At 69.3% G+C, this 18,793-nt stretch carries 15 protein-coding genes; 1 reads left to right on the forward strand and 14 read right to left on the reverse strand.

Annotated elements, in window-relative coordinates; all coding sequences use genetic code 11:
- Positions 1-72: 72 nt before the first annotated feature.
- The 13 genes from tuf to G6023_RS01920 all read right to left on the reverse strand — a co-directional run bounded on the left by tuf (position 73) and on the right by G6023_RS01920 (position 16,133).
- Positions 73-1,263, reverse strand: a complete 1,191-nt coding sequence (tuf, locus tag G6023_RS01860) for an elongation factor Tu (protein ID WP_067716691.1) — start codon at positions 1,261-1,263, stop codon at positions 73-75.
- Positions 1,264-1,438: 175 nt separating this feature from the next.
- A complete protein-coding gene (fusA, locus tag G6023_RS01865) occupies positions 1,439-3,550 on the reverse strand; it encodes an elongation factor G (protein WP_067716694.1) in 2,112 nt (703 codons plus the stop codon).
- Between the two features lie 195 nt (positions 3,551-3,745).
- Positions 3,746-4,216: a 30S ribosomal protein S7 gene (rpsG, locus tag G6023_RS01870; protein ID WP_067716696.1), complete on the reverse strand. Its 471-nt coding sequence runs from the start codon at positions 4,214-4,216 to the stop codon at positions 3,746-3,748.
- Positions 4,216-4,587 carry a 30S ribosomal protein S12 gene (gene rpsL, locus G6023_RS01875; RefSeq protein ID WP_010541164.1) on the reverse strand — a complete coding sequence of 124 codons (372 nt, stop codon included), beginning with the start codon at positions 4,585-4,587 and terminating at the stop codon, positions 4,216-4,218. Before rpsL ends, rpsG begins: the two co-directional genes overlap by 1 nt.
- 199 nt (positions 4,588-4,786) lie before the next feature.
- The gene (locus G6023_RS01880) at positions 4,787-5,437 is read right to left on the reverse strand and encodes a TetR family transcriptional regulator (RefSeq protein ID WP_067716699.1); all 651 of its coding nucleotides are present in this window, start codon (positions 5,435-5,437) and stop codon (positions 4,787-4,789) included.
- Between the two features lie 11 nt (positions 5,438-5,448).
- On the reverse strand, positions 5,449-6,582 hold the full coding sequence (locus G6023_RS01885; protein ID WP_069388741.1) for an NDMA-dependent alcohol dehydrogenase: 1,134 nt from the start codon (positions 6,580-6,582) through the stop codon (positions 5,449-5,451).
- A gap of 78 nt (positions 6,583-6,660) precedes the next feature.
- The gene (locus G6023_RS01890) at positions 6,661-7,458 is read right to left on the reverse strand and encodes an enoyl-CoA hydratase family protein (protein WP_069388742.1); all 798 of its coding nucleotides are present in this window, start codon (positions 7,456-7,458) and stop codon (positions 6,661-6,663) included.
- A 1-nt stretch (position 7,459) separates the two neighbouring features.
- Positions 7,460-8,641 (reverse strand): acyl-CoA dehydrogenase family protein, encoded by a 1,182-nt coding sequence (locus tag G6023_RS01895; protein WP_069388743.1) that lies wholly within the window; start codon positions 8,639-8,641, stop codon positions 7,460-7,462.
- The gene (locus G6023_RS01900) at positions 8,638-10,689 is read right to left on the reverse strand and encodes an acetyl/propionyl/methylcrotonyl-CoA carboxylase subunit alpha (RefSeq protein WP_182633937.1); all 2,052 of its coding nucleotides are present in this window, start codon (positions 10,687-10,689) and stop codon (positions 8,638-8,640) included. Before G6023_RS01900 ends, G6023_RS01895 begins: the two co-directional genes overlap by 4 nt.
- A gap of 11 nt (positions 10,690-10,700) precedes the next feature.
- Positions 10,701-12,299: an acyl-CoA carboxylase subunit beta gene (locus G6023_RS01905; RefSeq protein ID WP_067716709.1), complete on the reverse strand. Its 1,599-nt coding sequence runs from the start codon at positions 12,297-12,299 to the stop codon at positions 10,701-10,703.
- The gene (locus G6023_RS01910) at positions 12,296-13,498 is read right to left on the reverse strand and encodes an acyl-CoA dehydrogenase family protein (protein WP_082923930.1); all 1,203 of its coding nucleotides are present in this window, start codon (positions 13,496-13,498) and stop codon (positions 12,296-12,298) included. Before G6023_RS01910 ends, G6023_RS01905 begins: the two co-directional genes overlap by 4 nt.
- Positions 13,495-15,318: an acyclic terpene utilization AtuA family protein gene (locus G6023_RS01915; RefSeq protein WP_067716712.1), complete on the reverse strand. Its 1,824-nt coding sequence runs from the start codon at positions 15,316-15,318 to the stop codon at positions 13,495-13,497. Before G6023_RS01915 ends, G6023_RS01910 begins: the two co-directional genes overlap by 4 nt.
- A complete protein-coding gene (locus G6023_RS01920) occupies positions 15,315-16,133 on the reverse strand; it encodes a TIGR03084 family metal-binding protein (protein ID WP_067716716.1) in 819 nt (272 codons plus the stop codon). Before G6023_RS01920 ends, G6023_RS01915 begins: the two co-directional genes overlap by 4 nt.
- A gap of 135 nt (positions 16,134-16,268) precedes the next feature.
- Here G6023_RS01920 and G6023_RS01925 point away from each other — a divergent pair, with 135 nt between their 5' ends.
- A complete protein-coding gene (locus tag G6023_RS01925; protein ID WP_083249509.1) occupies positions 16,269-17,876 on the forward strand; it encodes a class I adenylate-forming enzyme family protein in 1,608 nt (535 codons plus the stop codon).
- A 10-nt stretch (positions 17,877-17,886) separates the two neighbouring features.
- Here the strand turns inward: G6023_RS01925 and G6023_RS01930 are convergent.
- Positions 17,887-18,793: acyclic terpene utilization AtuA family protein (locus tag G6023_RS01930; RefSeq protein WP_182633938.1), on the reverse strand; the 907-nt coding region annotated here is incomplete at its 5' end.

An 18,793-nucleotide genomic window follows, 5' to 3' on the forward strand; every position in this document is an offset into this window, starting at 1 on the left:
GCGCCCCACCTGACGGTGGGGCGCCCTTCCTCGATCGACCCGGGGAATCACCCGGACCGAGCGGTCAGTGGATCACTTGATGATCTTGGTGACCTGTCCGGCGCCGACGGTGCGGCCACCCTCGCGGATCGCGAAGCGCAGGCCCTCATCCATGGCGACCGGCTGGATGAGCTCGACGCTCATCTCGGTGTTGTCGCCCGGCATGACCATCTCGGTGCCCTCGGGGAGGGTCACGACGCCGGTCACGTCCGTGGTACGGAAGTAGAACTGCGGGCGGTAGTTGTTGAAGAACGGCGTGTGACGGCCGCCCTCGTCCTTGGACAGGATGTACGCCTGGCCCTCGAACGTGGTGTGCGGGGTGTAGGCGCCCGGCTTGATGACGACCTGGCCACGCTCGACGTCCTCGCGCTTGAGACCACGGACGAGCAGACCGACGTTGTCGCCGGCCTCGCCGTAGTCGAGCAGCTTACGGAACATCTCGATGCCCGTGATGGTGGTCTTGGTGGCCTTCTCCTTGATGCCGATGAGCTCGACATCCTCGTTCACGTTGATCTGGCCACGCTCGATACGACCGGTGACGACGGTGCCACGACCGGTGATCGTGAAGACATCCTCGACGGGCATGAGGAACGGCTTGTCGGTCTCACGCTCGGGATCCGGGACGGAGTCGTCGCAGGCCTGCATGAGGTCGACGATGGCCTGGACCCACTTCGGGTCACCCTCGAGCGCCTTGAGCGCCGAGATGTGGACGACCGGAGCGTCCTCGTCGAAGTCCTGCGACGCCAGCAGCTCGCGGACCTCCATCTCGACGAGCTCGAGGATCTCCTCGTCGTCGACCATGTCGCACTTGTTCAGGGCGACGAGGATGTAGGGCACACCGACCTGACGGGCGAGCAGCACGTGCTCACGGGTCTGCGGCATGGGGCCGTCGGTGGCCGCCACGACGAGGATCGCGCCGTCCATCTGGGCGGCACCGGTGATCATGTTCTTGATGTAGTCGGCGTGACCGGGGGCGTCGACGTGCGCGTAGTGGCGCTTCTCGGTCTGGTACTCGACGTGGGAGATGTTGATCGTGATACCACGAGCCTTCTCCTCCGGCGCCTTGTCGATCTCGTCGAACGCGAACGCGTCGTTGAGGTCGGGGTAGGTGTCCGCCAGAACCTTGGTGATGGCCGCGGTGGTGGTGGTCTTGCCGTGGTCGACGTGACCGATGGTGCCGATGTTTACGTGCGGTTTGGTCCGCTCGAACTTCGCCTTCGCCACTTGGTGTCCTCCTGGACTGGTCTGTCCCCACCTGGAGGTGGGCACTGCTTTGTGTGGGATCTGATCTTACTCATCGTGCCGTGTTGAGCACGAACCGGCGGCCACCCGGAGGTTCGACCGTGCGCCGCCGGCATCGGCCCCACCCCGCCTGACGGCGGGGCGGGACCAGTACCGGTTACTCGCCGGTCGCCTTGGCGATGATCTCCTTGGCCACGCCCGCCGGAACCTCGGCGTAGTGGGAGAAGACCATCGAGTAGTTGGCCCGGCCCTGCGTCTTCGACCGGAGGTCGCCGACGTAGCCGAACATCTCGGAGAGCGGCACGTGGGCCTTGACGACGCGGGCGCCGGAGCGCTCCTCCATCGCCTGGATCTGGCCGCGGCGGGAGTTGATGTCGCCGATGACGTCACCCATGTAGTCCTCGGGCGTGACGACCTCCACGGCCATCAGCGGCTCCAGGATCACGGGCTGGCACTTACGGGCGGCCTCCTTGAAGGCCATGGAGCCCGCGACCTTGAACGCCATCTCGGACGAGTCGACCTCGTGGTACGCGCCGTCGACGAGCGTCGCCTTGACGTTGACCATCGGGTAGCCGGCGAGGATGCCGTACTGCATGGCGTCCTTGATGCCGGCGTCCACGGAGGGGATGTACTCCTTGGGCACGCGGCCACCGGTGACCTTGTCGCTGAACTCGTAGGTCTCACCGGCTTCGACGGCCTCCTGGTCCAGCGGGCCGAGCGCGATCTGCACCTTCGCGAACTGACCGGAACCACCGGTCTGCTTCTTGTGGGTGTAGTCGAACTTGTCGATCGAGCCCTTGATGGTCTCGCGGTACGCGACCTGCGGCTTGCCGACGTTGGCCTCGACCTTGAACTCGCGCTTCATCCGGTCGACGAGCACGTCCAGGTGGAGCTCGCCCATTCCGCCGATGACGGTCTGCCCGGTCTCCTCGTCCAGCCGCACGGAGAACGTCGGATCCTCACGGGCCAGCTTCTGGATGGCCGTGCCGAGCTTCTCCTGGTCGGCCTTGGTCTTGGGCTCGATGGAGACGTCGATGACCGGGTCCGGGAAGGTCATGGACTCGAGGATGACCTGGTTGTTCAGGTCACACAGTGTGTCACCCGTCGTGGTGTCCTTCAGCCCGATGAACGCGTAGATGTGGCCGGCGACGGCCTCCTCCACGGGCATCTCCTTGTTGGCGTGCATCTGGAAGAGCTTGCCGACGCGCTCCTTCTTCCCCTTGGTCGCGTTCTGCACCTGGGTGCTCGGGTCGATGCGGCCCGAGTAGACACGGACGAAGGTCAGCTCTCCGAAGAACGGGTGCACGGCGATCTTGAACGCGAGCGCCGCGAACGGCTCGTCCTTGGACGGCTTGCGGAGGATCTCCGTCTCCTCGTCCCCGACCTTGTGGCCGTGGACCTCGCCGACGTCCAGCGGGTTGGGGAGGTAGGCGATGACGGCGTCGAGCAGCGGCTGGATGCCCTTGTTCTTGTACGCCGAACCACACAGCACCGGGTAGATCTCGGCGTTGACGACCATCTTGCGGATCGCCGCCTGGATCTCGTCCTTCGTCAGCTCCTCGCCACCGAAATACTTCTCCATCAGCGCCTCGTCGCTCTCGGCGACGGTCTCGAGGAGCTTCTCGCGGTACTCCTCGGCCTTCTCCTGCAGGTCGGCCGGGATGTCCTGCACCTGCGCCTCGGTGCCGATGTCGGTCTTGCCTGGCCAGACGAGCGCCTTCATCTCGACGAGGTCGACGACACCGTCGAACTCGTCCTCGGCGCCGATCGGGAGCTGCAGGACCAGCGGCTTCGCGCCGAGACGGTCGACGATGGTCTGGACCGTGTAGAAGAAGTCCGCGCCCATCTTGTCCATCTTGTTGACGAAGCAGATGCGGGGCACGTCGTACTTCTCGGCCTGACGCCAGACCTGCTCGGACTGGGGCTCGACGCCCTCCTTGCCGTCGAAGACGGCGACGGCGCCGTCCAGGACGCGCAGGGACCGCTCCACCTCGACGGTGAAGTCGACGTGGCCCGGGGTGTCGATGATGTTGATCTGGTTGTTGGACCAGAAACAGGTGACGGCGGCGGACGTGATCGTGATGCCGCGCTCTTTCTCCTGCTCCATCCAGTCGGTGGTCGACGCACCGTCGTGCGTCTCGCCTGCCTTGCGGTTGACACCCGTGTAGAACAGGATGCGCTCGGTGACGGTGGTCTTACCGGCGTCGATGTGCGCCATGATGCCGATGTTGCGGACCTTGTTGAGGTCGGTCAGCACGTCCTGTGCCACGGATTCTCCCGAATGTGAGTCGTCGGTGGCCCGTGCGGTCGCTGTCGACCGTCCGAACCGGGTCGGTAGTGCTGCCGGTACCTGCACGCGGGGCGTGAGGTACGGGCCTTGATCAATGATGCCACCCGGCGGGTGACAACGGGACCCTGGCCGGGGGGACGTGGATACCCACGCCCCGGCCCGGGTCCCGACGCGTCACCAGCGGTAGTGAGCGAACGCCCGGTTTGCCTCGGCCATCTTGTGGGTGTCCTCGCGGCGCTTGACCGCGGCACCCAGACCGTTGGAGGCGTCCAGGATCTCGTTGGCCAGACGCTCGACCATCGTGTTCTCACGACGCTGCCGGGAGAACGTCACCAGCCAGCGCATCGCCAGGGTCGTCGAACGACCGGGGCGGACCTCGACGGGCACCTGGTAGGTGGCGCCGCCGACACGACGGGAGCGGACCTCGAGAGCCGGCTTGACGTTGTCGAGCGCCTTCTTGAGGGTGATGACCGGATCGGTTCCGGTCTTCTCGCGGCAGATCTCCAGCGCGGAGTAGACGATGCGCTCGGCGGTCGTCTTCTTGCCGTCGAGGAGGATCTTGTTCACGAGCTGGGTGACCAGCGGCGACCCGTAGACCGGGTCGTTGATCAGCTGGCGCTTGGGGGCGGGACCCTTACGAGGCATTACTTCTCCTTCTTGGCGCCGTAGCGGGAGCGGGCCTGCTTGCGGTCCTTCACACCCTGGGTGTCGAGCGAGCCGCGGATGATCTTGTAGCGCACACCCGGGAGGTCCTTCACACGCCCGCCACGCACGAGCACCATGGAGTGCTCCTGCAGGTTGTGGCCCTCACCGGGGATGTAGGCGGAGACCTCGATACCGGTGGTCAGGCGCACACGGGCGACCTTACGGAGCGCGGAGTTCGGCTTCTTGGGGGTCGTGGTGTACACACGGGTGCACACGCCACGACGCTGAGGCGAACCCTTGAGGGCAGCCGTCGACGTCGCCGACTTCTTGTCCTGGCGGCCCTTGCGGACCAGCTGGTTGATGGTTGGCATGAACCGACTTTCTCTAGCTGGCGGCCTCCACGGGGGCGACCACCGGTCACTGGGACGTTGCTCGTATCCGGACTCTCGCGCGCCTGTCGCCGCGCACGGCCGACCATGTCAGCCGCTCTCGCTGGCCTACCGGGCACGATCGTCCAGCTCGCGCACTGCGAGCACGATGGTGAAGCCTAACCGCCGGGGGATGCAGCGGTCAAAATGGGCCGGTCGCGGCATCTCCCGCGGGCGGGGCTCCGGCCGCATCGAGGACCGTGTCCAGGGTATGGGCCCAGAATCTCACGATCTTGTCACGTCGCGCCGAGTCGTCGGACAGGACGTCCGCGAGCCCCAGCCCCCTAGCGAGGTCCAGGGTGGTCTGGAGTGCGCGCCGGATTCGCGCGTCACCCGGATCGCGACCCAGGGCGGCCGCGGCGATGGACAGGACCTCACGGGACATGTGGTTCTCGAGCGGGAGCACGCGGTCCCTGAGGGCCGGGTCTGAGGCCGCCGCGGTCCATACGTGGAGCGCGGCCTTGAACAGGTCGGACGTGTAGTGCCCGACTATGAGCCGGACCACCGCGACCGTTCGCTCGGGTCCGGGCTCGGGAAGGTCGAGGCCCACGGTCCGGACGTCCTCGAGTCGCTGTTCGATCATGTGCCCGAGCGCGGCGGTGATGAGGTCCTCGCGCGTCGGGAAGTGGTGCTGGGCGGCGCCCCGTGAGACGCCGGCGGCGGCGGCCACCGCACCCACGGTGGTCGCCGCCCAGCCCTGCGTCGCGAGGAGGTCGATCGAGGCACCGAGCAGACGCTCCCGCGTGATACGGCTCCTGTCCTGCTTGGGGGCGCGCTGCTCGGGTGCCGTCATGTGTCCTCCTGTTACCAGTCCTGTTCGTCGTAGATGATCACACCGCGGATGTTCTTGCCGTCGCGCATGTCCTGGTACCCCTGGTTGATCTCCTCGAGCCGGTACGTCTTGGTGACGAGCTCGTCCAGTTTGAGGTTCCCGGCGCGGTACTGGTGCAGCAGGTGCGGGATCTGCTTGCGCGGGCCGGTGCCACCGAAGATGGCGCCCTGGAGGGTCTTCTGCTGCATCGCCAGGTCCATGATTGACACCTGGGCGTCGACGGCCATCATGTCCCCCAGGCCCACCACGACACACCGGCGGCCCTTGCCCGTGAGGAGCAGACCGGGGAGCAGGTCTTTGCCCTCGACCACGCCCATCGTGAGGATGACCAGATCGGCCATCCGACCCCAGCTGATCTCTCCGACCAGTGCCATCGCCTCGTCCATGGAGCTGCAGGTGTGGGTGGCCCCGAACTCCTTGGCCTTCTCGCGCTTGAACTCGACCGGGTCGACGGCGACGATCGCGCGAGCTCCCGCGGCAGCCGCGCCCTGCACCGAGTTGATGCCGATGCCGCCGACGCCCACTACGACGACGATGTCGCCTTCCTTCGCCCCACCGATCTCGGTGGCCGATCCCCAGCCCGTGGCGACGCCGCAGCCCAGCAGGGCGGCCTTGTCGAGCGGGATGTCCTTCTCGATCTTGACGACGGAGGACTGGTGGACGGTCACGTACGGCGAGAATGTCCCGAGAACACACATCGAGGCGACCGGCTCGCCCGCGGTGGTGTGGACCCGGTAGGTGTCATCGCTGATCGCGCGGCCGGTCAGCAGGCCGGCACCGTTGTCACAGAGGTTCTGGAGCCCCTCTGCGCAGGGCGGGCAGGTGCCACAGGCGGGAATGAACGCCAGGACGACGTGGTCACCCTCCTCGATCCCGGTGACGCCCTCACCGACCTTGGTGACGACACCGGCACCCTCGTGTCCGCCGAGGATGGGGTAGGTCTCGAACTGCAGGTCGCCGGTGAGGAGGTGCTCGTCCGAATGGCAGAGGCCCGATGCGGCCAACTTGACCTGGACCTCACCGACCCTGGGATCGCCCAGATCGACCTCGACGACCTCCCAGCCGTCCTGCTTGGGCTCCCTGATGATGGCGGCCTTGGTACGCATGCATGTACTCCTAGTGTGAAGGGGTGATGTGGCGCTGGTGATGTGGCTCTGGTCACGTGACCAGCGCCACATCCCACGCTACTCCGTGTCGGTCGCCCAGGAGGGCTGTCTGCGTTCCAGGAACGCGGTCATTCCCTCGGCGACCTCGGGGGTCGTGAACAGACGGGCGGTGACTCCCGCCAGCTCCTCCCCACGCGCTTCGAGCTCGGCGAGCACGGGCGCCGCGAGCAGGGCCTTGTTCTCCTCGAGCCCCTGGGGTGAGCAGGGCCGGAAGGCGGCCACAAGCTCGCCGACCGCACCCTGGACATCTTCGACCGAATCGGAGAGCAACCCGATCCGCAGCGCGTGCCCGGAGTCGAACTTCTCCCCCGTCAGCAGGGCTCGAGCGAGGTCCCTCGAGTTCACGCGTGCGGCCAGGGGCACGGAGATCATCGCGGCCGCCAGTCCGAGGCGGACCTCGGTGAGCGCGAAGGACGAGGACGGACCGGCGATCGCGAAATCGCAGGCCGACACCAGACCCATTCCGCCCGCGCGTACGTGGCCGTCGACCGCGGCGATCACCGGCTTCGGGTGGGAGAGGATCGCGGACAGCACGCCCAGGAAGATCCGGGTCCGCTCGGCGGCCTGCTCTTCGGGGCTCCCCTGGTTCGCGGACGCCTCGGACAGATCCGCACCGGCGCAGAACGTCCCGCCGGCGTGCCCGAGGACGACGACGCGGGCGGTGTCGTCCCCGGCGGCCCGGTCGAGCGCCGCGTGGAGTTGCTCGATCAGGGGGGTCGAGAGGGCGTTGCGGTTGTGTTGCGAGTCCAGGGTGAGGCGGGCTGCGCCCCCATGGACCTCGTAGTGCACCAGCGTCTGGTCTTCCACCGCGCTCACCTCAGTAGCTCTTCGGCAGCCCGAGCGAGTGCTGGGCCACGTAGTTGAGGATCATCTCCCGACTGACCGGGGCGATACGGGGCAGACGCGACGCGGCGAGCATGCCGGCCAGTCCGTACTCGACCGACAGACCGTTGCCACCGAGGGTCTGGATGGCCTGGTCCACGGTGCGGGCCGAGACCTCACCGGAGGCGTACTTTGCCATGTTGGCGGCCTCGCCGGCCAGGTCGTCCCTGCCGGCGTCCACCAGGGCCGCGGCCTTGCGCATCATCAACCGCGCCAGCTCGAGTTCGATCTTGCATTGCGCCAGCGGGTGTGAAACGCCCTGGTGGGCGCCGATCGGGGTCTTCCACACCTGCCGCTCGTTGGCGTACTTGGTCGCCCGGTCCATGGCGAAACGGGCGATGCCCACAGCCATGCCCGAGGCCATGATGCGCTCCGGGTTGAGACCGGCGAAGAGCATGAGCAGCGCCGTGTCGCCGTCGCCGATGAGCGCCTCGGCCGGCAGCCGGACATCGTCGAAGTACAGCTGGAACTGCCGCTCGGGGGTCCGCACCTCGGTGGGGATGTGCGTCTTGGCGAGGCCCGGGGCGTCCGTGGGCACCATCAACAAGGCCGGCTGGAGCTTGCCGCTGGTCGCGCCCTCGAGGCGGGCGACGACGAGGATGGCGTCGGCCTGGTCGACACCGGAGATGTAGGTCTTCTGCCCGCTGAGCAGGAAATCGGAGCCGTCGCGGCGGGCCGTGGTGGTGATCGCGTGCGAGTTGGATCCGGCGTCGGGCTCGGTGATCGCGAAGGAGGTGATGGTCTCACCGGAGGCGATGCCCGGCAGCCACCTCTTCTTCTGCTCCTCGGTGCCGAAGCGCGAGATGATCGTGCCGTTGATGGCCGGCGAGACGACCATCATGAGCAGGCCGGCGCCCGCCGCGGAGAGCTCCTCCTCCACGATGGCGAGCTCGGTCATCCCGGCTCCGCCGCCACCGTACTCCGCCGGCAGGTTCACGCCGAGCAGGCCGAGCTTGCCGGCCTCGGTCCACAACTCGTTGGTGGTCTCGCCGGTGTCGGACTTGTCCCGCATGTACTCGATGCCGTACCGCGAGCCCAGCTCGAAGGCCACCTGGCGGAGCTGCGTCTGCTCCTCCGTGTCGATGGCGGGATTGGGGATCTGTGAGATGTCGGTCATCGTGATCGGTCCTGTTCGGTGTCGGTGTCGGTGTCGAGATCGGAGAGGACGGCGAGGACCGTTCCCGATTCGACCTGTGTGCCGACCTCCACGGGGAGCTCGGCGACGATGCCGTCGACGGCGGCGGCGATGGTGTGTTCCATCTTCATGGCCTCCATCCAGAGCAACGGCTGTCCGGCGGTGACGGTGTCGCCGACGGCGACCGCGACGCGGATGACCGCGCCCGGCATAGGTGCGAGCAGCGACCCCGCGGCGACCTCGGCGGCGGGGTCGGTATAGCGCGGCGGCTCGACGAGTGAGACGGGACCGAGCGGGGAGTCGACCTCGACGACGGTGTCCGCACCCGGGGTCTCGTAGCGGGCCACGGTGAAGACGCGACGCACTCCCCTGACCTCGAAGACGGCGGAGTCGGGGGCCACCGCCTCGACGGTGACGATCCCGGCGAGGTCTCCGTCCGGGCGGGCGCCGGAACGCTCGCGGATGTAGGCCACCTCGAGCTCGTCCTCGCCGTGACGGAACGTCCGCTTCTGCAGTGTGCGTCCGACGTTGCGGAACCCGGCCTGGGCCAGTGCCACCGGTCCGGCGAGGTGGTCGGCGGTGCCGGAGACCACTGCCGCGGCCAGCGCCGAGATGGCGACGGTCTCGTCGTCCGCGAGCGGCGCGGCGAGCGACTCGGCACCGTGGTCGTCGAGGAACGCCGTCGACAGGTTCCCGGCGATGAACTCCGGGTGCCGCAGCACGCGGACGAGCTGGGCCCGGTTGGTGGTCAGCCCGTGGACCTGTGCCCGGGCCAGGGCGCCGGCGAGGGAGGCACACGCCTCCGCTCGGGTACGGCCGTACGAGATGACCTTGGCGAGCATCGGGTCGTAGTGCACGCCGATGAGCGCGCCGTCGGGACCCGGCTCGACACCGCTGTCCACCCGGATGCCCGGGCGGTGGGGCCCTTCGAAGCTCGAGGAGACCCCGGGGACGTCGAGCGCCCAGAGGGTTCCCGACCCCGGCGTGTAGTCGTTCGCCGGGTCCTCGGCGTACAGGCGGGCCTCCAGCGACCAACCGTGGGCGGCCGGCGGCTCGGCGGACGGCAGCGGCAGTCCGGCGGCCACGTCGAGCTGCAGGGCGACCAGGTCGAGACCGGTGGTGGCCTCGGTGACCGGGTGCTCCACCTGGAGGCGGGTGTTCATCTCGAGGAAGAAGAACTCGCCGTCGTCGGTGGCCAGGAACTCGACCGTGCCGGCGCCGGTGTACCCGATCGCGGAGGCGGCGTCGCGGGCTGCCTTGTAGAGCGCCTCCCGCATTCCCGGAGTCCGCTCGACGAGGGGACTGGGGGCCTCCTCGATGACCTTCTGGTGGCGGCGCTGGATGGAACACTCGCGCTCCCCCACCGCCCAGACGGTGCCGTGCGAGTCGGCCATGATCTGGACCTCGATGTGACGTCCACGCTCGAGGTAGCGCTCGCAGAACACCGCGTCGTCGCCGAAGGCGGACTTCGCCTCGCGCTGCGCGCCTTCGATCTCGTCGTGCAGCGAGTCGAGGGTGCGGACGATCCGCATGCCGCGACCTCCGCCACCGGCGGACGCCTTGACGAGCACCGGGAGCATGTCCTCGGTGAGGTCGGCGGGCTCGAGGTCGGTGAGCATCGGCACGCCGGCCTCGCCCATAATCTTCTTGGCCTCGATCTTGGAGCCCATGGCCTCGATGGCCGCAACCGGCGGGCCGACCCAGGTCAGGCCCGCGTCGATCACGTCGCGGGCGAACCCGGCGTTCTCAGACAGGAACCCGTATCCGGGGTGGATGGCGTCGGCGCCGGCCGCCTCGGCCGCGGCGATGACCAGATCACCGCGCAGGTAGGTCTCGGCGGGGGTGTTGCCGGGCAGGCGGACGGCGGCGTCGGCCTCGCGGGTGTGGGGCGCCTCGGCATCGGCGTCGGAGAACACGGCGACAGTGGTCATGCCGAGTAACCGCGCGGTGTGGTGGACGCGTCGGGCGATCTCGCCGCGGTTGGCCACCAGGACTGAAGTGATCGGAGTCGGGATTGATGAATTCTCCATGATTTCGTTCCTCACATCCGGAAGACGCCGAAGCGGTCGGTTCCGGCGACTTCTCCGGAGTGGATCGCGGACAGGCTGAGGCCCAGCACCGTCCGGGTGTCGCGGGGGTCGATGACGCCGTCGTCGTAGAGCATCCCCGACAGGAAGGCGGGCAGGGACTCCTTCTCGATCTGGTCGGCGATCGCGGTCTTGAGTCCGTCGATGGTCTCCTGGTCCATCTCCTGACCGCGGGCGGCGCTGGCGGCCGCGGCGACGGAGGTGACCACGTCGGCGAGCTGCTGCCCACCCATGACGGCGGACTTGGCGCTGGGCCAGGTGTAGAGGAACCGGGGGTCGAACGCGCGGCCACACATGCCGTAGTGGCCGGCACCGTAGGAGGCGGCCGTGATGAGCGACAGGTGCGGGACCTCGGAGTTGGAGACCGCGTTGATCATCATCGCGCCGTGCTTGATGATGCCGCCGCGCTCGTACTCCGACCCGACCATGTAGCCGGTGGTGTTGTGCATGAACAGCAGGGGTGTGTCGTATCGATTGGCCAGCTCGATGAACTGGGTTGCCTTCTGGGCCTCCTCGCTGAACAGCACGCCGCGCGCGTTGGCGATGATCCCGACCGGGTAACCGTGGAGCTCGGCCCAACCGGTGACGAGACTCGCGCCGTACAGCGGCTTGAACTCGTCGAAGACCGAGCCGTCGACGATCCGGGCGATGATCTCGCGCGGGTCGAACGGGATCCTGAGGTCCTCCGGGACGATCCCGAGCAGCTCGTCGGTGCCGTACAGCGGCTCCGCGACCTGGGCACGCGGGGCGCGCCCGGCCTTGGTCCAGTTGAGACGGCGGACGATACCCCGGGTCAAGCGGGCAGCGTCGGCCTCGTCCACCGCCAGGTGGTCGGCCAGGCCGGAGACTCGGGCGTGCATGTCGGCGCCACCGAGGGTCTCCTCGTCGGCGATCTCACCGGTGGCGGCCTTGACCAGCGGCGGGCCGGCGAGGAAGACCTTGGAACGTTCCTCGATCATGACGACGTGATCGCTCATGCCGGGCACGTACGCGCCACCGGCGGTGGAGTTTCCGTAGACCACGGCGATGGTGGGGATGCCGGCCTTGGACAGGCGGGTCAGGTCGCGGAAGAGCGCGCCGCCGGGGACGAACACCTCCTTCTGCGTGGGCAGGTCGGCGCCACCGGACTCCACGAGGCTGATGACCGGGATCCGGTTCTTCATGGCCACGTCGTTGAGACGGAGGACCTTGCGCAGCGTCCACGGGTTGGAGGTGCCGCCCTTGACCGTCGGATCGTTGGCGATGAGCAGGCACTCGACGCCCTCGACCACACCGATCCCGGCCACCACGGAGGCACCGGTCTGGAAGTCGGAGCCCCACGCGGCGAGCGCGCACAACTCCAGGAACGGGGACTCCGGGTCGAGGATCATGTCGATCCGCTCGCGGGCGGTGAACTTGCCGCGCTCGCGGTGGCGGGCGACCTTGCGCTCGCCACCGCCGGACAGTGCCGGCTCGAGATCCGTGGCGAGCTGGTCGAGCTTGCCCTCCATGGCCTGCCTCGCGGCACCGAACTCGGCGCTGGTGGTGTCCAGTGTGGAACGGAGGATTGTCATGCCGTGAACCCCAAACGTCGTCCGGCGAGGGTGGTCAGGATCTCGGTCGTGCCGCCCCCGATGCCCAGGAGCCGGACATCGCGGTACTGGCGGCTGACCTCGGACTCCGACATGAAGCCGAGTCCTCCGAACAGCTGCACCGCCTGGTTGGCGACCCATTCGGCGCACTCGACGGCGGTGTTCTTGGCGAAGCAGACCTCGGCGATGGCGTCCTGCCCCGACACCGCCAGGTTCACACAGTGGTGCGTGTAGGTGCGGGCGAGATCGATCCGACGGGCCATCTCGGTGACCGTGTTCTGCACGCCCTGCCGGGACAGCAGCGGGCGTCCGAAGGTCTCCCGCTCGCGGACCCAGTCCAGCGTGAGATCGAGGCAGCGCTGTGCCTGGGAGTATCCCTGGGCGGCCAGCGCGGCGCGCTCGCCGACGAAGCCGATCCCGATCTGCGCGAAGCCGTCGTTCTCCGCGCCGACGAGGTTCTCCACCGGCACCCGACAGTCGGTGAACGTCAGCTCGGCGGTGTCGGAGGCGCGCCAGCCGAGCTTGTCGAGCGGCGCCGAGATGTGGAAGCCCGGGGTGTCCGTGGGGATGACGAGCAGGCTCACACCGGCGGCGCCCTTGAGCTCCTCGCCGCCGGTACGGACGGCGGCGACGACGAAGTCGGCGCGCGTCGCGGAGGTGATGTACGTCTTGGCACCGTTGACGACGTAGTGATCGCCGTCCCGCCGGGCCGTGGTGGTGAGGTGGCCGACGTCCGATCCGCCACCGGGTTCGGTGATGGCCAGGGAGCCGATCATCTCGCCGGCGAGGGTGGGCTTGACCCAGCGCTCGATCTGTTCCGGGGTGCCGGACTGGGCCAGGTGCGGGATCGCGATGCCGCAGGTGAAGAGTGACGCGAACACGCCGCCGGACACTCCGGCCTCGTGCAGCGCCTCGCACACGATCATCGAATCGATCGCGTCGCCGCCACCGCCGCCGACCTCCTCGGGGAACGAGACCCCGAGCAGTCCCAGCTCGCCTGCCTTGCGGTGGAGCTCGCGCGGGATCGAGCCCGCGGCCTCCCACTCGTCGAGGTGGGGCAGGATCTCCCGCTCGGCGAAGCGGGTCGTGGCCTCGCGCAGCGCGAGACGCTCCTCGGAGTACCAGGGGTCGCCTGGCACATGGGGTGGGACGGCGGGGACGGTACGGCGTGGGATGGTCACTCGTTCTCCTTCGCTTGGGCCGGTGCGGCGGTCACGGGGGCGTTGATGTGGTCGGGGATGTCGACGACCCGGGAGCGGAGCCACTCCGCCAGGCCCTTGGCCTGCGGGTCCCAGCGGTAACCGTGCGCCACGCCCTTGCCGAGCAGTCCGTCGATGACGAAGTTGACCGCGCCCAGCTTCGGCAGCTCATAGCGCTCGATCGGCAACTCCGCGGCCTCGGGCAGGAGGCGTCTCAGCTCGTCGACGGTGAGGGTGTCTCGCATCCAGGCGTAGGCCTCGGCGTCACCGGCCCACAGTCCGATGTTGGCGGTGCCGCCCTTGTCGCCGGAGCGGGCCCCGAGGACGTCGCCCAGCGGGCGCCGGCGGGTCGACCCCGTCACCGGCACTGCGGAAACGAGCGGGTTGCCGTCGGCGTCCAGTCCGTCGGAGGCGTGGCCGTCGCCCATCTCCTCCGTCCTGGCGGGGGGGTCGATGTCGACCCGGGTCCCGTCGGGCAGGACCGCGATGTGCGGCACCTCGTTTTGGTCCAGGTAGGCGGGGATGTACACGCCGTACGGTCCCCCGCGGCCGGGCGGCGCGCTGGGGGTGGCGCCCGGATAGCTGGACAAGGTCATGGCGACCGCGGCATCGGAGAACGCTCGACCGACCACGTCGGAGTCCGGGTCCCAGGCGACGATGGTCATCAGCGCGGTCGCGGCGGCCTGGGTGTCGGCGTCGGGGTGGTCGGTGCGGTGCAGGCGGAAGTCCAGCTGCGCCGGCTCGCGCTCGAGCCCGGCCAGGAGCTGGCGCTCGACCAGGGCCGCCTTGTCCTCGATGTCCAAGCCCGTGAGCAGGAACGTGATCTCGTTGCGGAAGCCGCCGAGGCAGGTGACGGACACCTTGGTGGTGGGCGGTGCCGTCTCGCCCACGACGCCGGAGATCCGGACGCGGTCGGCACCCTCCTGCTCGAGCACGGCGGTGTCGAGTCGGGTGACGACGTCGGGTCCGCCGTAGCGCGCGCCGGTGACCTCGTAGAGCAGCTGCGAGGTGACGGTGCCGACGGTGACCGCGCCCCCGGTTCCCGCATGCTTGGTGATGACGGAGGTGCCGTCGGCGGCGATCTCGGCGATCGGGAAGCCGGGCTTCACCGGGTCGGCGATCTCGCCGCGGTTGAAGAAGGCGTAGTTTCCGCCGGTGGCCTGCGTGCCGCACTCGATGACGTGGCCCGCGGCGGTGGCGCCGGCGAGTGCGTCCAGGTCGTCGCGTCCCCAACCGAAGTGACTGATCGCCGGGCCGACGATCACGGACGCGTCCGTGACGCGGCCGGTGACCACGATGTCGGCCCCCGCGTCGAGGCACCGTGCGATGCCGAAGGCGCCCAGGTAGGCGTTGGCCGTGACCGGGAACCCGGCGTCCTCTGGGACGTCGAGCTCCCCGATCCGGGCGATGAGGTCGTCGCCCTCGACGTGGGCGACCTTCGCCGGCAGCCCCTGCCGATCCGCGAGTTGGCGGATGGCGTCGGCCAGCGCGGCCGGGTTGACCCCACCCGCGTTGGCCACGATCTTGACGTTCTTCTCGAGTGCCAGAGCGAGGCAGTCCTCGAGCTGGCGCAGGAAGGTCTTGGCGTAACCGAGCTCGGCGCTCTTCATCCGGTCGCGGCCGAGGATGAGCATGGTCAGCTCGGCCAGGTAGTCACCGGTGAGGACGTCGAGTTCGCCGCCGGAGAGCATCTCGCGCATCGCGGAGATGCGGTCGCCGTAGAACCCGGACATGTTGCCGACGCGCAGTGGCGCGGGGGTGGACGGTCCGGGGGTGGACGGCGTGGACGTGGACGAGGTCATGCTCGTGCTCCCTTCTCACGGCCGCTGCCGGGGAGTCCGGCGAACGCCTGGGCGATGCGGAGCCATCCCAGCGCGTCCTCGCCGTCCGCCTCCAGAGCGGTGTCGTCGAGGTGCACACGCTGGGTGACCAGCAGACAGAAGTCGAGGATCGGGCCCGTGACCCGCTGCTCGGCGTCGGCGGGGCCGAACTCGAGGACGGTGCCGTCGGCCTGTGTGAGGGCGACGTGGACCTCGGAGGCGGGTGCCTCCAGCCCGTTCATCATGTAGGCGAACGCGCGGGTCTTCCAGCCCAGACGGGCGACGTGCGGGAGGGCGCCGAGGAAAGCCGGGTCGGTGTCGACGCCCACGCCCAGGGCGTCCGCGACGTCCACGCCGTGCGCCCAGGTCTCCATGATCCGGGCGGTGGTCATGGACTTGGACCGCATGGGCGGGCCGAACCACGGGATCTTCTCCCCCGGGTCGGCGGCCTTGAGCGCGTCGGCGAGTTCGCCCCGGGCGAGGCGCCAGCGCGCGAGGACCTCGTCGCGACCGGTGGCGGCGATCTCGGCCGCGCCGGCGTCGACGAAGCCTGTGGGGTCTGACGAGGCCTTGTCCACCACGGCCTGGAAGGCTTCCGCGTCGCGGATGGCGGTGACGGAGACCTCGTCGGTCCAGGCCAGGTGGGCGATCTGCATCGCGACGTCCCAGCCCTCGGCCGGGGTATCGGTGTTCCAGCGATCGGCCCCGACGGTCTCGACGAGCTCGTCCACCCGGGCGTTGAGTGCGGCGAGGGCCGCGTGCGGATCCTCCGTCTCGGAGGGCTGGGGCTTGGTCATGGCGAGAACGATCCCACCTCCCCACGAATAAAGCAAGCGTGCTTGCTTGCTTTTGTCCGCCACCCCTGGAAGTCTTTGCCGTGGTGATCCCCGTCACTTCTGATGCGGGAGGCCCCGACCCCTTACGGAGACACCGTGCGACTAGATCTGACCGGGATCGACCCCGTCGACCACGCCCTGGCCCGCCGCTGCTCGGTGGGTGACCTCCCCACCCGGGCGGCGGCCACGTTCGCGGGCCGGACCGCCCTCACGGACGACGCGGGATCGTGGACGTATCTCGAGCTCGAGGCCGTGTCCAACCGGTTCGCCCACGGGTTGACCGCGCACGGGATCGAGGCGGAGGAACCGGTCGCGCTCCTGTCGATGAACTGCCGCGAGTTCGTCGCCACCTACTTCGGGACGGCCAAGGCGGGGATGGTCTCGCTGCCCATCAACCTCCTGTCCGGGTTGGACAACATCGAGCACGCCCTGACCGACTCGGGGACCCGCATCCTCGTGGTCCACGGTTCACTCGCGGAATTGGTGATGGGAGCGGTCGCCGCCATTCCCGCGATCCGCACCGTCGTCGTCGTCGGAGGCGTGCCCGACGGCCTGGAGGCCCCCGCCGACGGTCCCGCGCTGATCGGGTGGGACGACCTCCTGGCCGACGACGACACCAATCCCGACACGGTGATCGGCGACCGCCAGGTCGTGCAGTGCCTCTACTCTTCCGGGACCACCTCACGCCCCAAGGGCGTCCTCACCTCGCACCTCGCGGTGACCATGGCCGCGCTCGGCAACGGGGCCGTCTTCGGCCTCAACTGGGGAGCCGAGGCCTCGGTCACGGTCTGCCCGCTCCCCCTCTTCCACACCGCCGGCCTCAACGGGGTCCTGTTGTCCGCCGTCACCATGGGCGCGACCGTCCACCTCCTGCCGGGCTTCGACCCGGTCCAATACGCCGACACGGTCGCCCGGGTCCACGCCACCCACCTGGTCGGCCTGCCTCTCATGCTGGAGGCCCTCGCCGACGGCAGGGACCGCGGCCTCGACCTGTCCTCGATCCGGTTCCTGCTCTACGCCATGGCCCCGATGTCCGAGGAGATGCGCAGACGCCTGGAGTCCGCGCTCCCGGACGCCAGGATGGCGCTGGCCTCGGGGATGAGCGAGTGCACCCCGGCCACCGTGATGCAGTGGCCCGAGCTCAATCCGGACAAGTCCGACTCCTGGGGTTACCCCACCCCGATCGCGGAGAACCGGATCAGCGAACCGGGCGGTGCCGAGCTCATGCCCGTCGGCCAGGAAGGCGAGATCGTCTACCGCGGACCGACGGTGATGGAGGGCTACTGGAACAACCCCGAGGCCAACGCCGCGGCGTTCGTGGGCGGCCGCCTGCACTCCGGCGATCTGGGGCGTATCGACCGGGAGGGGGTCGTGTGGTTCGCCGACCGCGTCAAGGACATCGTCAAGTCCGGCGGCGAGAACGTCTCCTCGATGCACGTGGAGCGGGTCCTCATGGACCACCCGCACGTCGCCGAGGTCGCCTGCGTCGGGCGCCCGGACCCCAAGTGGGGCGAGCTCGTGGTCGCAGTCGTGGTGCCCGCCGAGGGCGCACCGGCCGAGGACGATCTCAAGGGCTCGGTCATGGAGTTCGGCGCGGAGCGGCTCTCCCCCTCGCACCGGCCGCGCGACGTCGTGGTGGTCGACTCCATCCCCCGCACGGCGACCGGGAAGATCCGAAAGGCCGAGCTGCGGGCGGCGCAATGACAGGGCGGGGTCAGGGGCCGACCTCGAGGAGCTCGCCGGGGATCTCCAGGCGGGCCGCCGTGAGGTCGGCTCCGAGCCCGGGCCGCAGCACCTCGCCCCGTGGCGGGCGGGCCACGAGATTGACCGCCCGGAGATTGGGCAGCAGGTAGCGCCGGATGTCCATACCGTCGAGACCCGGGATGAGTTCACGGATCCGCTCGACGGTGAGCTCCCCGGCCAACCAGGCGAACGCCGAGTCGTCCCATGTCCACACCGCGATGTTGACCCCGCGGCCGACCACCCCGCGTCGCACACTCGCGACCGAGCCCAGGACGGCGGTGACGGGCTCCCCGCCCGGGACGGCGCCCGGAGTCCACGGGGTCGGTAACTCCCCCGGCCCGATGGGCGCGGTCTCGACCGGCACCGGGACCGTGACGCGGGCGCCGTCGGGCATGACCACGGAGTGCCCCGTCTCCCCCTGCGCCAGGGGGCGGGCGACCCGCACGGGACGCCGGTCGCCACCGGTACCCCGTGTCATGGCGACCACCGCCACGACCGGCGGGGCCGGTTCACCACGGGCACCGCTGATCCGGACCCGGTCGGTGCCCTCCTGCGCAAGCCTGAGGGAGTCGAGCCGCAGCACCACGTCGGGCGCCGCGTAGCGGGCCCCCGCCACGCCGTCGAGGAGCTGGTCGGTGACGGTCCCGACGGTGACCGACCCGAAGGCGGACGGATGGCGCGTGACGACCGCGCAGCCGTCGTCGGCGATCTCGGCGATGGGGTACCCGCCGGTGACCGGATCGGTGGTGCGGGTGACGTCGGTGGTGGAGTCGACGACCCCGGTCGCGCCGGGGCCACCGGAGAGCACGTGCCCCACCGCGACCGAGCCGGCCAGGGCGTCCAGGGCGGACGGGGTCCAGCCGTGGTGCGCCGCCGCG

The organism is Dietzia sp. DQ11-71 (genome assembly GCF_014144995.1).
Lineage (GTDB): Bacteria > Actinomycetota > Actinomycetes > Mycobacteriales > Mycobacteriaceae > Dietzia > Dietzia kunjamensis.

Coding starts and splice junctions, on each gene's coding strand:
- rpsG (WP_067716696.1), bottom strand. CDS start 4,216: ATGCCTCGTAAGGGTCCCGCCCCCAAGCGCCAGCTGATCAACGACCCG.
- rpsL (WP_010541164.1), bottom strand. CDS start 4,587: ATGCCAACCATCAACCAGCTGGTCCGCAAGGGCCGCCAGGACAAGAAG.
- G6023_RS01880 (WP_067716699.1), bottom strand. CDS start 5,437: ATGACGGCACCCGAGCAGCGCGCCCCCAAGCAGGACAGGAGCCGTATC.
- G6023_RS01885 (WP_069388741.1), bottom strand. CDS start 6,582: ATGCGTACCAAGGCCGCCATCATCAGGGAGCCCAAGCAGGACGGCTGG.
- G6023_RS01895 (WP_069388743.1), bottom strand. CDS start 8,641: ATGACCGACATCTCACAGATCCCCAATCCCGCCATCGACACGGAGGAG.
- G6023_RS01900 (WP_182633937.1), bottom strand. CDS start 10,689: ATGGAGAATTCATCAATCCCGACTCCGATCACTTCAGTCCTGGTGGCC.
- G6023_RS01905 (WP_067716709.1), bottom strand. CDS start 12,299: ATGACAATCCTCCGTTCCACACTGGACACCACCAGCGCCGAGTTCGGT.
- G6023_RS01915 (WP_067716712.1), bottom strand. CDS start 15,318: ATGACCTCGTCCACGTCCACGCCGTCCACCCCCGGACCGTCCACCCCC.
- G6023_RS01920 (WP_067716716.1), bottom strand. CDS start 16,133: ATGACCAAGCCCCAGCCCTCCGAGACGGAGGATCCGCACGCGGCCCTC.